This window comes from Falsochrobactrum shanghaiense, assembly GCF_003149535.1.
GTDB classification, from domain to species: Bacteria; Pseudomonadota; Alphaproteobacteria; order Rhizobiales; family Rhizobiaceae; genus Brucella; species Brucella shanghaiense.
This window is the reverse complement of record NZ_QGDB01000008.1, coordinates 53,008-71,775: the sequence shown is the minus strand read 5'-3', so window position 1 is coordinate 71,775 and position 18,768 is coordinate 53,008. Positions and strand designations below refer to the sequence as shown.

The following is an 18,768-nucleotide window of genomic DNA, read 5'->3' as shown; positions in this document are numbered from 1 at the left end:
GAGGTAGTCTTTCGTCGATATCAGCAAGATTGAATGAGTCACGATAAAAACTTCGTACATAGTCAAGATGACGTGGCTCATTGGCTACCGCATCGTCGGTGAGTTTTTGGCCAAGCTTTATAAGCTGAACCACAATTGTCGCGTGTCGGCGACTGGAACCGAAATCACTCGCAAGCCAGGCCGGATCAGGCTCGCAATTCACCCACCTTGCCGAAGCGGCGAGGCTTGGACTTGGCAGGCAGGCCACTATCGTTTTCGGTCAGCCCTTCGATGATCGGGCAGTCAGGCCGATCATCGCCATGACAGCGTTTGGCGAAGTTTTCCAGCGTCGCGATCATTGCCGCGATCTCGGCCTGCTTCTGTTTCAGCGCATCGACATGACCGAGGGCCAATGCCTTCACGTCGGCGCTGGCGCGTGCGGTCGCTCCACAGGGCCAGCAGGTCGCTAATCTGCTCAAGGGTGAAGCCCGGATCGCGCGCTACGGATGAAGCACAGGCGATGGACGTCGGCATCGTCATAATCGCGATAGCCGCTGTCACGTCGCGCCGCTTGCGGGATCAGGCAGGTCTGTTCTTGGCGGATCATCTTCGAGCTGACCCCAGAAACGCAGGACGTGCAGATCGTCACCGATCCACCTGCTCGTAACGTAATGGTCACCACAAAGGCGGACGAGCAGGCGCTTCTCGCCGCGCTCAGCGAAGTAGGCTATCCGGCCGAGCGCAAACATCATCCTACGGCCGCATGAAAACATGCCACTGGCGCGGCGATAGGCTGCCCGCGCCTCAGACGGCGTGACCAAAACGTTGGCGATACTCGCCTGGTGTCAGCCCGATGAACTTGGCAAAGACCTTGCGGAAGGCTCCCTGATCGGCGTAGCCCGCCTCCCAGGCAATCTGGTCGACCGTGAGGACGCTGAACTGCAACAGTTCACAGGCCTTGCTGACACGCAGCCGCTGCCCGTATTCCGACGTGGTCATGCCCGTCGCCTTGCGGAAGCGGCGCAGGAACGTGCGCCGTTCGAGCCCTGCCCTCGCCGCCAGCGTTTTTAATGAAATATCTTTCGCTTCGGTTTCCTGAAGCCAGCGTTGGACCTCCAGCACTGCGGCATCGCCGTGGCCCATGCGTGGCGAGAAGATACTATAATAGCGTTGCTCGCGCCCCGGCGGATCGACCAGCAGAAACCGCGCCGTCTGGGTCATTACCTCCGCGCCGCGCAGGCGTTCCACCAGTCGCAGGCATAGATCGGTCCAGGACATGACACCTCCAGCCGTCAGGATCTGGCCGCCATCGATCAGCAGTCGGTCCACGTCGACCGGCACGCGCGGAAAGCGGTCGCGAAACTGGCCTTCAAGAATCCAGTGCGTCGTCGATGGCCGACCGTCGAGAAGGCCGGTCTCTCCGAGCAGGAACGCGCCGGCGCACACCGAGGCCAGAATGGCGCCCATCGCATAGCGATCACGCAGCCAATCGAGATAGGGAGCGGCGATCCCGGCCGTTACGGGCACCCCCAGACTGGGCGGCAGGATCAGAACATCGGGGCCCGCGCGGGTAGATGAGCCGGTGTTATGGACCCGCTGCGGCAGGCTTCCTTCCGCCTCGGTGCGCCAATGGCTGACGGCGATCCGGTTCGGTTCGGATTTGGCGTGCGGCGATGAGAACCGGTTGGAGACCAGAAAGAGATCGGCCATCGAAAGCACTGCCGACATCTGCGCTCCCGGATAGATCAGCAGACCGACTTCTGTCTCCTGTTCAGCAGTCATTTGTCACTATTACCCTTGATTATGTCGATATCGCCAATGGGCATAGATCAGACCAATGCCTATTGTCCAGTCATTGCAACTTGAACAACCCAGAGAAAGGTCAAGCCATGAGCAAACGCGCTATTGTCGTCGTCGATCTCCAGAAGGACTATTTTCCCGGTGGGAAGTATGAACTTGTCGGCATCAACAAGGCCGCTGAGAATGCAGCCCGGGTGATCGAGTCAGCCCGCAAGAAGGGCGACCGCGTCATCCACGTCCAGCACATCTTCCCGAGCCCGGATGCACCGTTCTTCACGCCTGACTCCGAGGGCATCACGATCAATCCGGTCGTGGCGCCGCGTGAGGGCGAAACGGTCGTGGTCAAAAACTACCCGAACTCCTTCCTTAAGACAGAGCTGAAGGAAATCCTGGACGCTGACGGGATCGAGGATGTCGTGGTTGTCGGCGCGATGAGCCATATGTGCATCGACGCGACCACGCGCGCCGCCAGTGATTTCGGGTACAAGACGACCGTCGTTCAGGATGCCTGCGCCACGCGCGATCTGGAACATGAGGGCGTTATCGTTCCAGCGGCCTCCGTCCATGCCGCCATGATGTCGGCGCTCGGCTTTGCCTATGCGACGATCACCGATACCGAGGGCTACACTGCGTAGTAAGCCTGATAAGGACCCGGTCGTGGTTGCAACTGCTGCTATCGGGTCTACCTGACCATATCCAAGCTGCAAACAGTCCCTCCGGTACTGAAGGCATCAATCAGCCTGATCCAGAAGCGGCGTGAGGTCGGTCGAACGGCTTTGATTATGTTAGGAAACCACTTCCTAGGATGCATTCATTTACTGACAAACATATCCTGGTTTTTGAAGACGGCTTTTTTTCGTGTCTGACAAATCTCACAAAAGCTTTATTCTCCCGTCATCATCGGCCCTGTTCATTCGACGAAGCATGAGCTTTACTACCTCGAAAGTGGTATGGTCGACGCAGCTATATTGGACGTCACGATTGAACCGGCAGCGGTGCTGCCGCTTGTCGAAGCGTTTGAAAAGAGTGGACCGCCATTTGTTTTCGCGCTGCCCGCCAATTCCTCAGCGAGCAATATAGGCTTTGCCGGTTTTGTACTGAGCCAACACGGCCACCATCTTGCTGTCATCGCGGAAGCACTTTTTCGTCAATACCCCATGCTTTATTAGCTCCGAGGGAACCCAGTCAGTGTCTGATGGTTAGATCCTCAGCAAGTCTCGCTAAGGAAGGAAGACTGTCATGAATAAACAATACCCCGTGCCGCCATTTGACACGCCTCATCAATCTATGCCGGGCTTGACCGAGCGTATGACTCCGAAGCCCGATCACGGTGAGAAATCTTATAAAGGATCCGGCAAGCTTGAGGGCCGCAAAGCGATCATAACGGGCGGCGATAGCGGCATCGGTAGAGCGGTTGCAATTGCGTTCGCGCGCGAAGGTGCTGATGTGCTTATTGCATACCTTCAGGAAGAGGCCGATGCACTCGAAACCCGTTCATTGATTGAGGCAGAGGGCCGCAAAGCCATCTTGATGAAATGTGATATCCAGCGTGCCGAGAATTGCCGGGAAATCGTGCAACGCGCGGTAGATGAATTTGGACAGATCGACATTCTGGTCAATAACGCGGCGCATCAGGCAAGTTTTTTTGAGCTGGAGGATATCAGCGATGAGGAATGGGACATGACCTTTCGCGTGAATATCCACGCAATGTTTTATTTGACGAAAGCTGCGTTGCCGCACATGAAGCCAGGTGCAGCCATTATAAATACGGCTTCGATTAATTCGGATATGCCTAATCCGACTTTGCTCGCCTATGCGACGACCAAAGGCGCCGTTCAAAATTTTACGGCAGGTCTTGCACAATTGCTGGCGGAGAAAGGCATTCGTGCCAATGCAGTTGCACCGGGCCCCGTGTGGACGCCTTTGATCCCCTCCACACTGCCGGAAGAAGCTGTGGCATCGTTTGGCCAGCAAACGCCAATGAAACGTCCAGCGCAACCCGCTGAGCTGGCCTCTGCTTATGTTATGCTGGCCGATCCGCTATCGAGCTACACTTCGGGCGCGACCATCGCGGTTACCGGCGGCAAACCCATTCTTTGACGTTCGACTTTGAATATAAAAGGGTCCGGCGGATGAGGGTTTTTCTGGGGCACGAGGTTGGAACCTCGCCTTCGTAGCCCTTGCAGATGGCGAGAAGCAAGGGTCTCTCATCGGGATCAAAGGTATCGGCCAGTACCTGTCCTGACGGATTGTCGCGGGCACGCAGTATCTGGGTGACCGTGACAGCCGCAATGGCTACAAGAGCAGCGAAGTTCATGAAGGCTTTCGGGTCGCTCATCTTAGCATTTTCAATTCTGAAATCCGACGACTTCCGTGTGCGGATGCGCGAGGAGCTACTAAACAAGAGCCTGCTTTTCGGTCTCAATTATGTCCGCAATACCATCGCCGAACGGGCGGACGATCACAACCATTTCCGGCCGCCGGTTGCTCCCACCCCGCCATTTGGCCTATGTAAAACTGCCGAGGCTCTAGCTACCGCTGGATGAAAGTTCCGTGGCATGTCAGAACCACAAAAGTCGCGCTTCAGCAAGAACTCACATCCGCGCGGAGATGAACCTCGTCACCGACGACGACATTGCCCGCGTATCCCTGGATCGGATAGGCGAGAATGAAGGGAATGATGAACAATGCGCCAACCAGTGTGAAGCCCATGCTTTGCGGCGGGGCAGCGGCATCCCATATCGAGATTGCCGGTGGGATGATGTTGGGCCACAGGCTGATCCCGAACCCGGTATATCCGAGGAACAGCAGGAACAGCGCGAGGAAGAATGGCGCGGCATGGTTCTCGCCATCCATACACTTGAAAAGCGCCCATGTCGCCAGAACGACCAGCACCGGAACCGGAGCAAGGAAGTACAGATTGGGCAGGGAGAACCAGCGGGCCGCAATGTCGGCATGGGCAAATGGCGTCCACAGGCTGACGATAATGATTGCTGCGAGGACGACCAGGGTGATCGGCCTTCCGAGCGCACGCATGCGCTGCTGCAACGCGCCTTCGGTTTTCATGATAAGCCAGGTTACGCCCAGCAGCGCATAGCCGATCAGCAGCGCAAAGCCGGTAAACAGGCTGAATGGCGAGAGCCAGTCGAAGAACCCGCCGGCATAAGTGCCATCGCTGACTTTGAACCCGTTGATGAAAGCGCCGAGCGCCAGCCCCTGCGAGAAGGTCGCGATATAGGACCCCCACATGAACGCCTTGTCCCAGAACGGCTTATGCGCTTCATCCGCCTTGAAGCGGAACTCGAAGGCAACGCCGCGCCAGATCAGCCCCGCGAGCATCATCATCAGCGGCAGATAAAGCGCACTCAGGATCACGGCATATCCTGTTGTCGCCGCTGAAGTTTACCCTGAATTGAGGCAATGGTACCCACAAGCTTCGTCTGGCACGTTCTCGCTGGGCGGTTCAGTCCAGGTTATCTCTCCTTCGTCATTGCATCCGAGCCGTTGCCGGCTCATCGATCCATTTTGTTCGTCAAATCGACCTTTGAATGTTTCGTATTCCTTCTTCAGAGGAAGTGCGACAATATGTCATTTATTTGCATTTTTAAGGGGGTAAAAACAGGGTAATTTATACCTGTTTCAGGGCATTTCAGCGGCCTATATACATCCAACTATTTGATATTGTTAGTATTTTATGCTTTAATTTAATAGTCAGCATTTTTAAGCTGATGCTCAGTCATTTTAAAACAAGGAGTATTTGATGATTGATAATAAACCCACCCAGGCTCGCATGAAACCTATGACAGGCCTGGAATTACAAGCTGCGCGTCGCGCTGCTGCCGACAGGTTCTACCAAATCGGCATGTCTTATGTTCCGGACGGTTACACTGTAAAATTCAGGAAAAGCCTGTCGGGGGTTGCATATGGCGGTAAGATACGCCGGATAGAGGCCCCGCGACCAATAACACGCAAAAGCCTTTACATCTTTTTACACGAGTGCGCCCATGCTCATCTTCACTTCGGCGGAACGAGGTTGCCACGTCACGTAGAGGAATTTCAGGCTGAAAAATGGGCGCATAGCAAAATGAGAGAACACGGTATTCCCGTCCCTCGTACTATGACCGAGCGTGCCAAGAAGTATGTTGCCAGGAAGATTGTCCAAGCCGAAAAGCGAGGAGCAAAATCAATCGACCGGGAGGCTCAACGCTTCGCTTCGTCCCGCAAAATGAAAACGTCACACTGACAGCCCCAAATGTCAGCAAATTATCAATTTGGGAATTTCGCGAGTTCCCAAATTGTGAACTTGCAACTGCTTTGACAGGGCGGCCCTCAAGGTTGTTCAGCCTATGCCACGTTTTCACGACTGGCCGACCATTTTTATCCGGGTGATTTGGCTTCTTCAGAACGCATAACCGTACAGCCATCGTTGCTGGAAAACACGACGATTGTCGTTCCAGCAAGCGGCAGCTCAAAAACCGCGGTTCGCAACTGACAAAAAAAATATGGCCGTCAGGCGGGTCGGTTTTCTCCTCCCCGCCTGTCTACGCGATCCAGACCCTGGTTACTCTCCCGATAGGCTTGCGTTCTGTTCTTGCCGGTCAGCCTCAACGATTGCCGTTCCGAAACCGGGCCGGTTTACCGAGACGGTAGAAGCGGCTGAATGTACGCGCATATCCTGCGTCCGGGTTTATATACCAGAGTTCGGAGGTAATGCCGTTGGGCACCATGCGTCCCAGACGCGGATGATCCAGGAACGTGCCGACGAGGCATACGGCGTCCCGACGATCAAAATCCCAGTTGTTGATCAATGGTGCATCCGCCAGTTCGCTTTGGTGCGGGTCCTCACCGTTGAGCAGACGCTCGAGATCACGAACAAGGGCTTTGAGGGTCTCGATCTCTGTTGCCAGTCTTTGCCGGTTGAATGTGCCATCGTTTGCGATGATTGCCATGGGATATTCCTTTCGTCTGGATATATGGGATCGTTCGTGCCCGTGCTGACGAGCGCGTTTTTGGAATGAATTCGAATTGTTGGTCGGTCTGGAACGGTCGTTCAGGTCGGGCCGGGTGCGTTCGTCTCCAGAGAGCTGTTATCCGCTACGCTCACCGAAACATGACTGCCCTGCTGATCCTGTCGCCGGATGGCATCGTCAAGAATGGCGGTGACAGCGTCGCCTTCCAGAACGCCATGTTCGAGCAGTGTTTTGGAAAGCGTCCTGTGCGCTGCCGCGTAACGGACAAGTCCGTGACGGGCAATGTTATAAGCTTTTTGCATCCGCTCATTGACACGGTTGGTTACGGGATGGTTTGCATGGACCAGTTCCCCTCGTGTCAGACCGTCGCAAAACAGTAGTGGCCGTTTTCTGGAAAAGCCGAATGTTGTTTCCATTGCGAGCGCCAGATCGGTTGCATTCGCGAGATCGCTGCCGGGCCGTATGCCGGAGCCGACAGAGACATCCCCAAGGACAAGCTCTTCCGCCGCCCTTCCCGCCAGCATCACGGCAAGATTGTCTTCGCAATCCTTTTCCAGCGGAATAAGCTTGCGACGTTCCGTTGCAAAGCCGAACCCCACCTGTTCTTCAATGCTCAGCGTCAGTGGATGGCCGACTTGCAATATATGTCGAATGACGGCATGGCCCGCCTCATGCACCGCCATACGCCAGCGTTCTTCCGGCAGGACCGGCCGACGATTGCCGATAATGCCCTTTTCAATATCCTTCCAGGTAAGCCGACGCTTCTCACGGCGTGCGAGCTGGCGAGCCTGACGCATAATACGCTCGATATCGGCTCCGGTCATGCCCTGTGCCTTCAGCGCCAGCGGACGCAGGTCGCTTGAACTTCTCATACGTTCATCTGGTTTGGTGTCTGTCATCGCTGTTGCTCCGCCTGTCGTGTTTCCAGCACAGCATCGAGATCAGCGCCCAGATGATGCGCGAGAATACCTATCAGGGCATCCGTGTCAGGTTTCGGTATCCGGACATGGGTTTCCAGTCGTCCTGACCGTAACAATGCCTCATCAATATCGTCGGGCCGGTTGGTGGCACCCACGATGATGATGCCTTCCTGTTTGACCGCACCATCCATCAATTCCAGGAACTGATTGACGACAGCGTTCCAGTAATCCGCATAATCGCGGGACGGATCCTGGCGTCGCCCGATGCTGTCGATCTCGTCAATAAACAGGATGACGGGGGCATGAGACGCCGCTTCCTCAAAAGCAGTCTTCATGCGCAGCAACACATCACCAAGATGCCCCATCCGCAGCCATGTCGCGATAGAAGTCGCGAGGACAGGAACGCGCAGGCTATTACAAAGCGCCCGTGCAAAAGTGGTCTTGCCGGTACCGGGCGGGCCAGATAGAAGTAGCCGCGCGCTGATGTCAGCCCAGGCGAGCGATGCTGTGTTCCACAGCGCAAGGTCTTCCTTAAGCGCCAGCGCCCAATCAGCCGCCACGCCGTAGCCAGACAAGGTCTCAATGTATAGAGCTGGTGTCCGACGAATGACGATCCCCGCCGTACCAACGTCACTGAAGCCATCATCGAGCGGTTCTGGTTCAATCAATCGGCTGTCGGAAACAATCTTTCTGCCATGACGGCCGCGTTCTTCAGTCGAGAACGATTTCTTGTCATCAGACTTGTTCTTCTTTTTGTCAGCCTCTTCCTGCTTCTGCTTCTTTACCGGACGTGCCTGCTTTCTCCCCTCCAGTTCCCATTGTGCCAGCAAATAAGCAAAGGTTTCCTGTCGTGTGTTTGCCTCGCGGAACGAACGTCTCAGCTCTCGCAATGAACCGAGTGCGAAATCCTCTGGAAAGACGGTGTCGGCATCGTGTGTTGTCACCGTATCAAGTAGCCTGTTGAGAAGAACGCCATCAAGCAGGCCCGTGTCGAGAACAATGTCTGCTGCCACCTTGAGTTTGGCCGGAATCTCGTATTGCATATCAAGGATACCGAGGAGCCATTCGCCGCGTGACAGGGCATCCCCAATGCTATCTTCGTCGATCAATGCGAGTTTCTCGAATGCGTCAGCATCGACAGTATTGATGATCAGGTCTGGCTGACGGATGCGGCTCCTAGTTCGCTTCAACTGTCGGACCGTTGTCGTCCCCCAATGATCGAGAGGTCGCGCTACAACCTGCCCGCGATAAAGCCGCTGTTCTCGTAACATCCGTAACAGGATATCTTCAAAACCTTCGATATCGGTGCGCACGATAACAAGTCCAGGCCGTCCGCGCGCGAGCTCCATCAGCTGGTTCCGTCCAGAATCCCTATTCTCCAGGGCACGCGCCAGCAGATAACAGACCGCGACATCACCGATGTCAGGCTCTGCACGAAAACAACGTAAGAGTTTCAAAAGATATGGCCGCTCGACCGGATGGTGGGGCATATCGGCCAGGAACACTGGAAACGGCATCGAGAGACCAAACTGGTGTTTCACGCCGGCAACATTCAGAGTGAAGCCAGCGCCCAGATGGGCGTTCAATGAACGCAGATCGTGAACAGGATGACCGGTCAAAGGGAGTACCGGTCGGCTTTCATCGTCGGGATCAGGCGTCGGTTCCGGCATATCGAAGCGCATCGCGAAAAAACCATCGACGTCGACTTCGGTGTGAGACAGAAGATCGAGTTCGCAGAACACCTGTCGCAGATCGCGATAGGTCGCATGTTTCAGACGAGCAAGCAGATGTAGCCCGATCCGGCTCGCGCCGGGTGGTGAAGTGGTCATGTAGTGACCTCATGGATATAAAGAGAGTGAATTCCAGAGCACATCCCGAAACGCAGGGACCGGTTTTGGGATCGAGACATGCGTACAGCAAGGAGATAGCGCGGCTCCAGCAACTCCGTACTAACCGGAACCGCTCCAGCTGCGTCTCGTCAACACGACACGTTATTCGGCGTCAAAATCTGAAGCTCCGGCGTAGTCTTGCTGTCGAGTGCTTCAATTGCAATCTTCGCTATCTCTTCATCGATCAGCTGCGCTTGCTCTGCTTCGGTCTTGGCAAATGTGTCCCCGAGCCAGATGATCAGTTCTTCTCTGAGCGCTTCCTGCACATTGAGGGCTTTCTCTGCGATCCCGGGAGTACCGATCAAACTATCAAGATCAGCAAGCGCCCAAATCCCGTCTTCAACCCGGCTTTCAGCAAGCAACGGGTCGATCAACGCAAATTCGCAGTGATCAATATCAATGCCATAATACTGTTGCGCCAGCCGCCCCCACAATGCCGAGGTATTTGATGCTTCAACCCGCCATTGATCAAGAGCTCCTTCATGGGCGCTGATGCCATAAATCAGACTGAACACACGGATGCGCCTGCTCTCCTCCTCGTAAAACATCAATTCGAATGTGTAAGGGCCTGCCGGGAGTTCCAAGGCTTTCCGGTCTATATCGTTTTCATCTGGGATGGATTTCGATGCGATAGTTTCTATGACGTTATTGAACGTATCGCGTGTCAGCGGCATAGAATGAGACGAACGGAAATCTTTTTGAACCTTCACAGCCGCTTTTGCTACAGCTTCTTCAATCAAACCGATAATCTTTTCGCCCTTGTTCCACAATGCGCAACGGAATATCTGCTCTGACAAAGCTCGCTTCTGGCTTGCTCTGTCATGAGCGCGGTCGATCAGATGAAAATATAACGACAGTTGCAGCGCCGCGTTTAATTCACGTGTGTAGCTTCGTTGCGGGAACTGGTGTTCAATGAGATCGATATAACCGATGACCGTTTCTGCAAACATAGTTTCTCCCTTCCCGCACGTGCCATTCCGTGCCGGTTTTGTTTTGAATGAAGATGAAGACAAGCGTTATCCCTTCGACGTCGCGTCAGAGCGAAGCCAGCCTGAAGATAGCAAAGCGTATGACGCTACGCGCAAACGCACACGACCAGGCTGCCAGAATGGGAATTTGGGAGTTCAGGCTTTGAAGAGCGCCGAACGCGTCAGAAGCGGAAATTATTTCCGCTGCGGAGCCGCAAGCTGATAAGATTATCAGGCCGCAGATCTTTTAATCCGAGACGAATGTCGATAATAACCAGCATAGCTTGGCTCCTGTGTTGGCAGGCTAAGTTAGTCTCCATTCTGGTGTTACCAGCACCTGGATGGAGACGCCTGATCAATCAGGCAAGGTGACTATTGCAGGATCTGAATTGCGCTGCAAGGATCCAGAACAAAAAAAAGATCCCAAGTCGGTATTTTTATCTAAGTCCCGGATATCACCGGCTTTTTTGGATTAGCCCCAATTGCTTCAAAACCCAGTCGCCGTAAGGCTTCTGCTTTGGTCGGCGACTGATCCGCGCGGTTGAAAGCAAGGCAAAAAGTTATCCACAGGCTGAGCCGCAGACCGGTGGAAGCGGATGGTCAGTGTTTGGTTCCGTTGATAGCCGTTCTCACCTTATATGGATGACACTCTGACACCCACACATCCAACCGATTGCTTATTCGCTATTTTATGAGATGATTGAGAGGCGCGGTTGAAGCCCCCGCTTCAATCCAGCGTAGCCTCGGCACAGCCCCCACTGCCGGGGTTTTCTTTGTTGTCAACACAGATAAATCATCAAAGGTCGCAGAATGGCTCGCTCTTTTTCTCTTCCATGCACCGTTTCATGACATTGGGAGAAACGTGCTGGGGATCAACCCCATCCGTTTCCCTGCCAATCTTGAAAAATCCGATTCATCGGTAAACGGCGTTTCATGAAGTAATGGGGGGACGACAGACAAAAAACACAAACTGCGTTTGTAAAATCGTCAGGTTGAAATCGAAACAATATGGTTTGGAAAACGATCTTCAATGTTTGGTCCCATCAGAAGCTCTGCCGGACTTCAGATGTACCTTGCGGCGGAAATCCCAGCCGCTTTTTGTGTATCTGACAATCAGGTCATCAATGACTTCTAATGAAGCATCTTTATCGAAGCCCTGATCCGCCAGCGCATCAAGAAGCATATCAATCAGCTTCTCCGTCCCGTCTTGGTTGCCAGACTTCACCGCTTTAACGATCATGAAATGTAGCAACACTCGTGCGATGTCGTCACGCGTCGGTTTGCGCTCTGCTCTCAAACGATCGCGATAGTCCTTCTGCCGTTCGCGCTGCTTGCGCAAACGCTCGGACTGCTGCCTGCTCGATGCCATCACTTCTCCAGATTACGTGCCCACAATCAAAGCATGTGCCCGAACACCGTCGGCGCAAAGCGTTTTCTGCCAAGCCCCGCGCCTGCCCGCAAACGTCGTTTGCCCCTGAATCGGAAATCTCGGGTTCAGCAACGCTCTTCCCAGTCTTCGAATCGGATTAATGCAAATTATCTCGATTTGAAGTGCGTTGCGGGCAAATTGGAATGACTTGCCGATGCGTTGCGATGCCCTATCCGCAATTCCAGATGCTGTGCCGGAAAATCATTGCAATCTGTATCGCTCGCAGGGCTAGCCACCGCAAACGCCGTTCGCGTCGCCATGATCGATTTGAACACCTGATGTTTCCGGAACACAGGTGACTTTTTCTGCAGCATTCTTCAGTTACGGAAAACAATGGCACTGTTCACAACAGATACAGCGGCTAAAGCTCGTTCACGGTTCTTCGATTATAGGGCCGCAGGCCGTGATCAATGCAGGTTGCGACCCTTGAACATTACCATGCGGAAATCGCGGGCTTCAGCAGAAGAGAAACGGACAACCAGTCGGCCCTGGAGCCCACCTGACTATGGCACCGGAACTGATCGTGGAGGCAGGATCGGTAAACGGGTCAGCGACTGCTTGGCTCTACGAATGGTTCGGCACGCAATCACATCGCCGTTCATAAAAACATGATGCGGCCAATATCCCGCTCGTATCGCAGTTTGCTTGAATCAGGGGTTGCCTACCCTTCCTTTTGATGGTGTCATTCTACATACGATGACGTGTTACTCATCGGGCCTATATTATTTAAAAGGAATATTTCATGCAGATTTATAGCGGGGAGCTGGTGGCTATCGCCACGCTTCTCAAAAAATACATAACAGATTCTGCCAATACAGAACCGGGTTGGGGCGTGGCAACCACTCTCCTGTCTCATGGCAAGTTCTGGCGTGTGTCGGCACAATCCGAAAACGCCCGTTTCTCAATTCCTAAGGCCTGTTTCGCGAATGCGCAGGCCGAAGTGATTTCGCCTCGCAACCATCGTCAAGAGCAGTTCTGCTATGTCGAAGGCTACGCTTGCGATCTCGAATTGCCGATCCCGCTGCACCATGCATGGCTCGTTAACAGTGAAGGTAAGGTTTTTGATCCAACCTGGTCGGACGCGGAGCAATGCGTCTATTTTGGAATGAAGTTTAAGACCTCTTATGTGCAGGAGCGGTTCAGCGCTCGTAGTGGTCAATTCGATTCCTTGCTTCTGGATGCTCTGAATCGCCACGCTATCCTGCGCGACGACGAATTTTGCCAGCAGGCACTGGATTCGGCCATGATGCCACGTTCAAACACCGCTCAGACGGCGGTATCGCCCGGCGTCAATTGATTCGAAGAATGGGCTGAATGCATTTAATCTCGCCAAATGAAAAAAGCAGAACGTCTACGCTATCGACCTATGGTGAGCTGCGGGGAGAATAGCAATGCCGGATCTTGGTATAGCCCTCTTCCACAGCTTCTCATTCAGCCTGTATATTTAGACTGTAAGCGGTCAGTCGATAGCTCCAGCGCCTCGCGCCGGGTGATCTGTTCATTGCGCCCAGTTTTGGCTTGCACCTTAGTCCTGCTCGTATAGGCACCATATCACATCCCACCGAACTAGTAGGGGCGGCTGTCTTCAAGCACGTCGGCACCCCCCTATCACTCCCATTATTTACGCAACCATTCCGTCTTCTACCAGTCTGTCGCCGTTTGCAGCTGAAACGGAAATCTCAAATCTGGCAACGTTTGTGCGGAAACGTGCAACGCTTTTCTGAGGTTTTGAATCGGGTTAATGCAAATTATCTCGATTTGAAATGCGTTGCTGGCAAATTGGAATGACGTGCAGACACGTTGTGGTACGTTGCGGGCAACTCATGACGACATGCCCAAGACGTAAAATTCTATAAAATCCATTCATCCCTACGGGAATGAATATGGCGTCAAACGGCGTTTGAATCTGGAGGACCTCCCTGGGAAAACGCCTGTCGACCAGATTCTTTTGCTCTACGCCCCTGACGCTCCCTCGAATACGGTGGGACCGTCCTGCATCGGTTCCCCACTCTCAAACGCCGTTTGTCGATGAATCGGATATATTCGGCTTCGTAACAGTTTTCCGGATGCCCGCAACGTTAATCCAAAAGCTGGAATCGCAAGACTGCAAATCAGCCTGATTTGATATGCTATGTGGGTACCCTGAAATACGGTAGCAGCACATCAAGTTGCCCCACCGGCAAATCATATCAGCGTATCCCAAGGCATCACGACCCGAAATGCCCAGCCTTTACCGCCAGACAAGCGACAGGAGCGTGACAAGAAACGCTTCTGCACCGATCGCACCATTTCCGGGAACCCTTCCGTCATAGCATGTAAAATTGCGCCGGATTTTTATATCGCCATAGACCCCTGCGATTTCATCAACGGCATGAATCGATCAGCGAGGATCGATTCATAGAATGCGTTGGACGCTCCCGTCGGAATGCCGGATTCTGCTGGCATGTCGAACCAGCATTCGTTTCCGATACATTTTCACAAAATCGAGCCGCACAGCAATATGCGACGTTTCTACACCTTATCGGTTCAACCGAATTTGTTCGGTGAATGGTGCGTCATGCGTTCCTGGGGGCGGATCGGGACACTCGGACAATCCCTGCAGCAGACTGTTCTCGACGAAGCATCCGCCAGTGCCCTTCTTCGCAGACTTGTCGCGGTTCGTCGCAAACGCGGTTATGAAGAAGTCTCCTAACTTCTCTTACCTCCCGACGTTCGATGGATGCGATCTTTATGCAGCCATTCTTGAAATCTTCGCAATGCGGGAATGGGCAGCTTTGCCTTTACGATCGAGATACTCTGCATAAAGACGAAGAGCGGTACGCAGATCCGATTTCGTCCGGACCGTCAGTGTTTCGAATTCGGCAGTCAGTTCCAAGCGGGCCAATTCCAAGCCCGTGTCAGAAAATGTTCTTCCTCCTAAAAGACGGCGCGCACGGTTGACCTGTGACTTGACATTGCGTGCCGATTGGGGCGAACGTCCCGTTTCCATCAGCCAGTTCATGAAACGGCCTTCGACTTCGGGAATGGTTCGACCGTTCTCTCGCGCGAGAATGACACGACCAATCACTTCGGCCAGTGGGGAAGGCACGGCGTTGGCAATCATTTGATGAATGTCCTGTCGCGTCGCGCCCTTCCACTGCCAGCCTTCCGGAAAACCCTGTAGCATCGCCAGTTGTCGGGTCGTCAGCATCGCTGCCTGCGAGGCTGGAACCGGATCTGCTGGATGGGGATTGTTCAGATAACGATCCGTCAGCCGTTCCCAGGCTGTGCGCGTCACGGTTGGAAATGGTTCGTGGATACCACGAACCCCGCGCCCGGCACGGAAAGGCCGCGCATAGACCCAGCCTTCCGGAATATCCAGTACGTCGCGGATGACGGTCTGGCGTTCCGACCGCGCCTTAACAAGGCTTGAATCGAGGAACCCATGCCGTTCTCCTAGACGCCCAATAACGAACAGACGCTTTCGGAGCTGCGGAACGCCATACCAGGAAGCGTCCAGCTTGCATTCGCTCAATCCGTATCCAGCCCGCACCAGCATTTTACGCCCATCCGCCCACGCTTCGGAGCGGGCTGCCTGTGGAACGTTTTCCATTGCAAACCATTGCGGTCTGGCGAGACAGACGAGCATTGCAAAAGCCCGGGTCAACGACGCGTTTTCTCCTTCCACACGCTTGCCCGCAACCGAATAATCCTGGCATGGCGGTCCGCCAGTGATCAGATCCGGGGCCATTCCGCCGATCACAGGCGCAACAGCGAAAATATCTTTCAGATCATGTTTGTGAACATATCGCCCGACATTATGACGGTAGGTCTCAACGGCGGGATCCCAGGCATCATATGCTCCGACCAGTTCGATACCTGCACGTTTCAACCCAAGGGACATGCCCCCTGCCCCGCAAAACAACTCAACCGCCCGCAATCCGAATACCCCACGCCCCATCCGCTCACGGACTTATCCGTTACAGCAAAGACAAGCGGATCACACCGGCCATTTGTTTTCTTCCACACGATTTGAAATAGTATTCTGGATATCTGCGGTATTGACATCTATACTGCTTATCGACCGCTGCAAATTGCGGCGATGCCTTTCACAAGGCAATTTACCTGGGACAAGCTATCCCAAGGCGATCTGCCCAAGGATGCGGGAATTGGAACGGCGCTATCCGATCGGTTCAGGCAGCATGCCATTGAGGAACCCAAGAATCTCAACCTCGTCGATGACTTCCTTCATCGCTTCCAGCGTGACCGATGTGAAAACGCGGAATCCTCAGTGATGATGGCCGTTACCCGTTTCTTGGGACGAAACCAATCCCGAAACCAAATAACCGGCCAATCTTCTCCAGCGTTTCCAGCGTTGGATTTGCGGTGCCAGCCTCTAGTTCAGCTATCTGACGCCTTGTTAATGATAGTGTCCTGGCAAATTCTTCCTGGGTCATGCCGAACCCTTTTCGTATCTCGGCAACAGCGCCAGGTAGCTTCAGTTCACCGGTTCGAGCCCGTTCCGCCAGGGTCCGTCGGTTTACGAGGATTTCTTCTTTTGTTGGCTTTTTCCAGCGAGCCATCTAATTATCTTCTCCTGTCATGGGAAGGCTACCAAAACGCTGTCTGCGATTTCGACACAGCGTCCCATTGCACGGTCCAGAATTTCCGAAGATGCACGCATATCTTTCGCCAGGGCGGGTGCGCGGAGTAGACCTTCGGCGAAATGGCTAAGTATTGGTCCGAGGGTTTTTTGTTCTTCAAAATCAGGAAACAGTTCGCTACTAATCCGTCTCCAGTCAGGAAGATGATCGCGCCCTATGTCTCGCATCGCCGCCCATCGGGTGGAGCGAACAATCCCCTCTTTGGCCAGTCGCATTGGTGCAAAATCAAAGAGTGGAGACAAACGGATCGCACCGTCCTTATATTTGCTGAGTGCGGAGTTTCGACCGTGATTGTCCGGATTGCCAAGCGCCAGGTTTGCGATATCGCGCTTCAGATATTCAACAATATCCGTAAATGGATCGGTCGAATACTGGCGCAAAACGTCAAGATAGGCCTCATGTGTGCCAACATGGCCGAAATCGGCAATGCCAATCATCGAGACAAGACTTTCCTGTCCCAGCCGAACCGTGCCCCCGCCGTCTTCTTTCTTCCGATCAAAACGGGGAATAATCAGGACACCATCAGCATAGGTCGAGGGTTCTCTGACATTCAGACCGATTTCCTGCGCGATCCGGGAATAAAGGGCTTCTCCTTCGAGGATTAATCGGTCTACCGGTTCGTTGCTACGCACGAGTTTTACAATAACATGATGTACGGATTCATCATCACTCACGAAGCTGTCAGGGTAATAGAGTCCGTCATTCGCTTGCGTCATCGAGACTTTTGGCCATTCCCCTTGTAGCCCGCTGGAGCCGGAGGCAAGCATTGCAAAGCGATCAGCGACTTCCATGAAGCGGTCTGAACGCCCAAGAATTTCTGCTTGCGTGACCCCCCGACGCTCAATTCCACGAAGCCTTTCCGTTTCGGCCTCTGCTGCCTCTTTTATCCGGATATTGCCGACGCCACCGGTCGCTGATCGTAGGAGCAACGGGAGATCAGAAACGCGCGAGCCTTCAGCAAGCCCGAGATGCTCGGCAAGTTTCCGCCTTGCATGTCCCTGAGGCATAAGATCCAGAAGGAAGGGAGGCCAGCTTTGACTATATCGGGTTTCAAGATCGACTGGATAACGAACCGACAGCGCACGATAGTCCAGTATGGCCTTTCCGGCTGCGAATTCCGGCGATGCAACTTTGGCAAAATAATCGAAATCGTAATCAACGATGGAAGCGCCCTGAAAACCAGCATCGTCATTTACAAGGTCAAGTGTCGCAGCGTGATGCCAGCCACCATCAAAATGGGTTTGTAGCGTTAAGCGCATGAAATGCCCCTTTTTAGGGTATCAATAAACTATTCAACGGCTTTATTCAACCCATTATAATGGGATATAAATACCCACATAAACGGACAAAGATAGACCCACATGTGAAAGGAATTAATCTAGTCAATGATATCAGGCAGGCGAGCGGAATCCCTCAAATTGCTCGCCATTTACGGTATTGTATTGGTTGTTTATCGAGATAGAGGTCCCTCATCGTCAATGAGAATCAGTCGCCATGGATATGCTTTATTTTTGTAACGGATATGTCGGTTACACTATGAGGGGCCTCGGGACGGCGTCGGTTGAGTTGTTTTGCGAAGACAATCCAAAACTCATTCGGCGAATGCGCTCGGCGTTTTCGGGTAGGGGCAAGCAACATTCCTAGGAAACATCGGATATGTCAGTTTTTCAAAAGAAAACTAATCACAAAGCGATGCAACGATCAGCATCCGTAAGCCACTCGCGTAGTTTTGACCATCGGTAGCGACCTGAAATGTTCTTTACAGCCATAGCAATGGCCTTTTGACACGCTTTTCTCCAATACCGGGAATTTCCCGCAGGCGTACCGGATCATCCCGGATCCGAGGTATTTCTCTATTCCCTCAACCGTTGTCGGTGGAGTGGCTTTCAAAAACCGTGCTTTGAACTGAAGGCCGTGCTGGCGGTCATTACTCCATGAACCGCTGGCCTGAATGAACTCGCCAACAGAAATCGCCGCCGCATGATCAACGGTGGCCAGATCGCGTTTTCCGCGTGCCTTGACGCGAAGGACAGCAAAGCCGTTTCTTCAGTATGACAAATCACCGTTCAATGAGGCCCGCCAATACCTCAGTCTGGGATTGTTCACGCTGATCCGTGCATTACTTCTACCGCTAAAATGAGCGTAGCATAAACAAGGTTCACCAAAGGCT

The 18,768-nt window shown here is 53.5% G+C and carries 19 protein-coding genes and 1 pseudogene; 6 read left to right on the top strand and 14 right to left on the bottom strand.

Annotated features, from left to right (window positions below):
* Nucleotides 1-185: 185 nt before the first annotated feature.
* The 3 genes and pseudogenes from DKP76_RS16660 to DKP76_RS16655 form a co-directional block, all read right to left on the bottom strand.
* Nucleotides 186-586 (bottom strand): annotated as a pseudogene (locus DKP76_RS16660) (MerR family DNA-binding protein).
* Nucleotides 537-731: a hypothetical protein gene (locus tag DKP76_RS19075; RefSeq protein WP_146198940.1), complete on the bottom strand. Its 195-nt coding sequence runs from the start codon at nucleotides 729-731 to the stop codon at nucleotides 537-539. Before DKP76_RS19075 ends, DKP76_RS16660 begins: the two are co-directional and overlap by 50 nt.
* Nucleotides 732-783: 52 nt before the next feature.
* Nucleotides 784-1,761 (bottom strand): GlxA family transcriptional regulator, encoded by a 978-nt coding sequence (locus tag DKP76_RS16655; protein ID WP_109707813.1) that lies wholly within the window; start codon nucleotides 1,759-1,761, stop codon nucleotides 784-786.
* Between the two features lie 107 nt (nucleotides 1,762-1,868).
* On the opposite strand from DKP76_RS16655, the gene DKP76_RS16650 reads away from it, so the two are divergent.
* From DKP76_RS16650 to DKP76_RS16640, 3 genes are all read left to right on the top strand, one after another.
* On the top strand, nucleotides 1,869-2,414 hold the full coding sequence (locus DKP76_RS16650; RefSeq protein ID WP_109707812.1) for a cysteine hydrolase family protein: 546 nt from the start codon (nucleotides 1,869-1,871) through the stop codon (nucleotides 2,412-2,414).
* A 315-nt stretch (nucleotides 2,415-2,729) separates the two neighbouring features.
* On the top strand, nucleotides 2,730-2,948 hold the full coding sequence (locus DKP76_RS16645; RefSeq protein ID WP_109707811.1) for a response regulator: 219 nt from the start codon (nucleotides 2,730-2,732) through the stop codon (nucleotides 2,946-2,948).
* A gap of 70 nt (nucleotides 2,949-3,018) precedes the next feature.
* Complete coding sequence (locus tag DKP76_RS16640) at nucleotides 3,019-3,879, top strand: SDR family oxidoreductase (protein WP_109707810.1); 861 nt, start codon at nucleotides 3,019-3,021, stop codon at nucleotides 3,877-3,879.
* Here DKP76_RS16640 and DKP76_RS19480 read toward each other — a convergent pair.
* Both DKP76_RS19480 and DKP76_RS16625 read right to left on the bottom strand, forming a co-directional pair.
* Nucleotides 3,854-4,117 carry a hypothetical protein gene (locus DKP76_RS19480; protein WP_199224841.1) on the bottom strand — a complete coding sequence of 88 codons (264 nt, stop codon included), beginning with the start codon at nucleotides 4,115-4,117 and terminating at the stop codon, nucleotides 3,854-3,856. The genes DKP76_RS16640 and DKP76_RS19480 overlap by 26 nt on opposite strands.
* A gap of 245 nt (nucleotides 4,118-4,362) precedes the next feature.
* A complete protein-coding gene (locus DKP76_RS16625; protein ID WP_280953584.1) occupies nucleotides 4,363-5,154 on the bottom strand; it encodes a cytochrome d ubiquinol oxidase subunit II in 792 nt (263 codons plus the stop codon).
* A gap of 385 nt (nucleotides 5,155-5,539) precedes the next feature.
* Here DKP76_RS16625 and DKP76_RS16620 point away from each other — a divergent pair, with 385 nt between their 5' ends.
* Nucleotides 5,540-6,022 (top strand): hypothetical protein, encoded by a 483-nt coding sequence (locus DKP76_RS16620; RefSeq protein ID WP_109707808.1) that lies wholly within the window; start codon nucleotides 5,540-5,542, stop codon nucleotides 6,020-6,022.
* Nucleotides 6,023-6,383: 361 nt separating this feature from the next.
* Here DKP76_RS16620 and DKP76_RS16615 read toward each other — a convergent pair whose 3' ends face one another.
* The 5 genes from DKP76_RS16615 to DKP76_RS16595 all read right to left on the bottom strand — a co-directional run bounded on the left by DKP76_RS16615 (nucleotide 6,384) and on the right by DKP76_RS16595 (nucleotide 11,895).
* Nucleotides 6,384-6,728 carry a DUF6634 family protein gene (locus DKP76_RS16615; RefSeq protein ID WP_109707807.1) on the bottom strand — a complete coding sequence of 115 codons (345 nt, stop codon included), beginning with the start codon at nucleotides 6,726-6,728 and terminating at the stop codon, nucleotides 6,384-6,386.
* A 101-nt stretch (nucleotides 6,729-6,829) separates the two neighbouring features.
* Complete coding sequence (locus DKP76_RS16610) at nucleotides 6,830-7,648, bottom strand: ATP-dependent metallopeptidase FtsH/Yme1/Tma family protein (RefSeq protein ID WP_109707806.1); 819 nt, start codon at nucleotides 7,646-7,648, stop codon at nucleotides 6,830-6,832.
* The gene (locus DKP76_RS16605; protein WP_109707805.1) at nucleotides 7,645-9,498 is read right to left on the bottom strand and encodes an AAA family ATPase; all 1,854 of its coding nucleotides are present in this window, start codon (nucleotides 9,496-9,498) and stop codon (nucleotides 7,645-7,647) included. Before DKP76_RS16605 ends, DKP76_RS16610 begins: the two co-directional genes overlap by 4 nt.
* A 149-nt stretch (nucleotides 9,499-9,647) precedes the next feature.
* Nucleotides 9,648-10,508, bottom strand: coding sequence for a hypothetical protein (locus tag DKP76_RS16600; protein WP_109707804.1), 861 nt, complete (start codon nucleotides 10,506-10,508; stop codon nucleotides 9,648-9,650).
* A 1,045-nt stretch (nucleotides 10,509-11,553) separates the two neighbouring features.
* Nucleotides 11,554-11,895, bottom strand: a complete 342-nt coding sequence (locus DKP76_RS16595; RefSeq protein WP_109707803.1) for a hypothetical protein — start codon at nucleotides 11,893-11,895, stop codon at nucleotides 11,554-11,556.
* Nucleotides 11,896-12,697: 802 nt separating this feature from the next.
* On the opposite strand from DKP76_RS16595, the gene DKP76_RS16590 reads away from it, so the two are divergent.
* On the top strand, nucleotides 12,698-13,252 hold the full coding sequence (locus DKP76_RS16590) for a hypothetical protein (protein ID WP_109707802.1): 555 nt from the start codon (nucleotides 12,698-12,700) through the stop codon (nucleotides 13,250-13,252).
* A 1,128-nt stretch (nucleotides 13,253-14,380) separates the two neighbouring features.
* On the top strand, nucleotides 14,381-14,647 hold the full coding sequence (locus tag DKP76_RS16585) for a WGR domain-containing protein (protein WP_342587845.1): 267 nt from the start codon (nucleotides 14,381-14,383) through the stop codon (nucleotides 14,645-14,647).
* 36 nt (nucleotides 14,648-14,683) lie between these two features.
* Here DKP76_RS16585 and DKP76_RS16580 read toward each other — a convergent pair whose 3' ends face one another.
* The 4 genes from DKP76_RS16580 to DKP76_RS19875 all read right to left on the bottom strand — a co-directional run bounded on the left by DKP76_RS16580 (nucleotide 14,684) and on the right by DKP76_RS19875 (nucleotide 18,596).
* Entirely contained in the window at nucleotides 14,684-15,838 is a 1,155-nt protein-coding gene (locus tag DKP76_RS16580; RefSeq protein WP_245410258.1) for a DNA cytosine methyltransferase, read from the bottom strand.
* 400 nt (nucleotides 15,839-16,238) lie between these two features.
* On the bottom strand, nucleotides 16,239-16,517 hold the full coding sequence (locus DKP76_RS16575; RefSeq protein ID WP_109707801.1) for a helix-turn-helix transcriptional regulator: 279 nt from the start codon (nucleotides 16,515-16,517) through the stop codon (nucleotides 16,239-16,241).
* A 17-nt stretch (nucleotides 16,518-16,534) separates the two neighbouring features.
* Entirely contained in the window at nucleotides 16,535-17,857 is a 1,323-nt protein-coding gene (locus DKP76_RS16570; protein ID WP_109707800.1) for a type II toxin-antitoxin system HipA family toxin, read from the bottom strand.
* A 442-nt stretch (nucleotides 17,858-18,299) separates the two neighbouring features.
* The gene (locus DKP76_RS19875; RefSeq protein WP_425349417.1) at nucleotides 18,300-18,596 is read right to left on the bottom strand and encodes a YrrC family ATP-dependent DNA helicase; all 297 of its coding nucleotides are present in this window, start codon (nucleotides 18,594-18,596) and stop codon (nucleotides 18,300-18,302) included.
* Nucleotides 18,597-18,768 lie beyond the last annotated feature (172 nt).

Excerpts from the sequence above, each read along its gene's own strand:
- DKP76_RS16610 (WP_109707806.1), bottom strand. The coding sequence starts at position 7,648 with ATGACAGACACCAAACCAGATGAACGTATGAGAAGTTCAAGCGACCTG.
- DKP76_RS16585 (WP_342587845.1), top strand. The coding sequence starts at position 14,381 with ATGCCGGATTCTGCTGGCATGTCGAACCAGCATTCGTTTCCGATACAT.
- DKP76_RS16615 (WP_109707807.1), bottom strand. The coding sequence starts at position 6,728 with ATGGCAATCATCGCAAACGATGGCACATTCAACCGGCAAAGACTGGCA.
- DKP76_RS16645 (WP_109707811.1), top strand. The coding sequence starts at position 2,730 with ATGGTCGACGCAGCTATATTGGACGTCACGATTGAACCGGCAGCGGTG.
- DKP76_RS16600 (WP_109707804.1), bottom strand. The coding sequence starts at position 10,508 with ATGTTTGCAGAAACGGTCATCGGTTATATCGATCTCATTGAACACCAG.
- DKP76_RS16650 (WP_109707812.1), top strand. The coding sequence starts at position 1,869 with ATGAGCAAACGCGCTATTGTCGTCGTCGATCTCCAGAAGGACTATTTT.
- DKP76_RS19075 (WP_146198940.1), bottom strand. The coding sequence starts at position 731 with ATGATGTTTGCGCTCGGCCGGATAGCCTACTTCGCTGAGCGCGGCGAG.
- DKP76_RS16595 (WP_109707803.1), bottom strand. The coding sequence starts at position 11,895 with ATGGCATCGAGCAGGCAGCAGTCCGAGCGTTTGCGCAAGCAGCGCGAA.
- DKP76_RS16620 (WP_109707808.1), top strand. The coding sequence starts at position 5,540 with ATGATTGATAATAAACCCACCCAGGCTCGCATGAAACCTATGACAGGC.
- DKP76_RS16580 (WP_245410258.1), bottom strand. The coding sequence starts at position 15,838 with ATGTCCCTTGGGTTGAAACGTGCAGGTATCGAACTGGTCGGAGCATAT.
- DKP76_RS16590 (WP_109707802.1), top strand. The coding sequence starts at position 12,698 with ATGCAGATTTATAGCGGGGAGCTGGTGGCTATCGCCACGCTTCTCAAA.
- DKP76_RS16570 (WP_109707800.1), bottom strand. The coding sequence starts at position 17,857 with ATGCGCTTAACGCTACAAACCCATTTTGATGGTGGCTGGCATCACGCT.
- DKP76_RS16640 (WP_109707810.1), top strand. The coding sequence starts at position 3,019 with ATGAATAAACAATACCCCGTGCCGCCATTTGACACGCCTCATCAATCT.
- DKP76_RS16575 (WP_109707801.1), bottom strand. The coding sequence starts at position 16,517 with ATGGCTCGCTGGAAAAAGCCAACAAAAGAAGAAATCCTCGTAAACCGA.
- DKP76_RS16605 (WP_109707805.1), bottom strand. The coding sequence starts at position 9,498 with ATGACCACTTCACCACCCGGCGCGAGCCGGATCGGGCTACATCTGCTT.
- DKP76_RS19480 (WP_199224841.1), bottom strand. The coding sequence starts at position 4,117 with ATGAGCGACCCGAAAGCCTTCATGAACTTCGCTGCTCTTGTAGCCATT.
- DKP76_RS16655 (WP_109707813.1), bottom strand. The coding sequence starts at position 1,761 with ATGACTGCTGAACAGGAGACAGAAGTCGGTCTGCTGATCTATCCGGGA.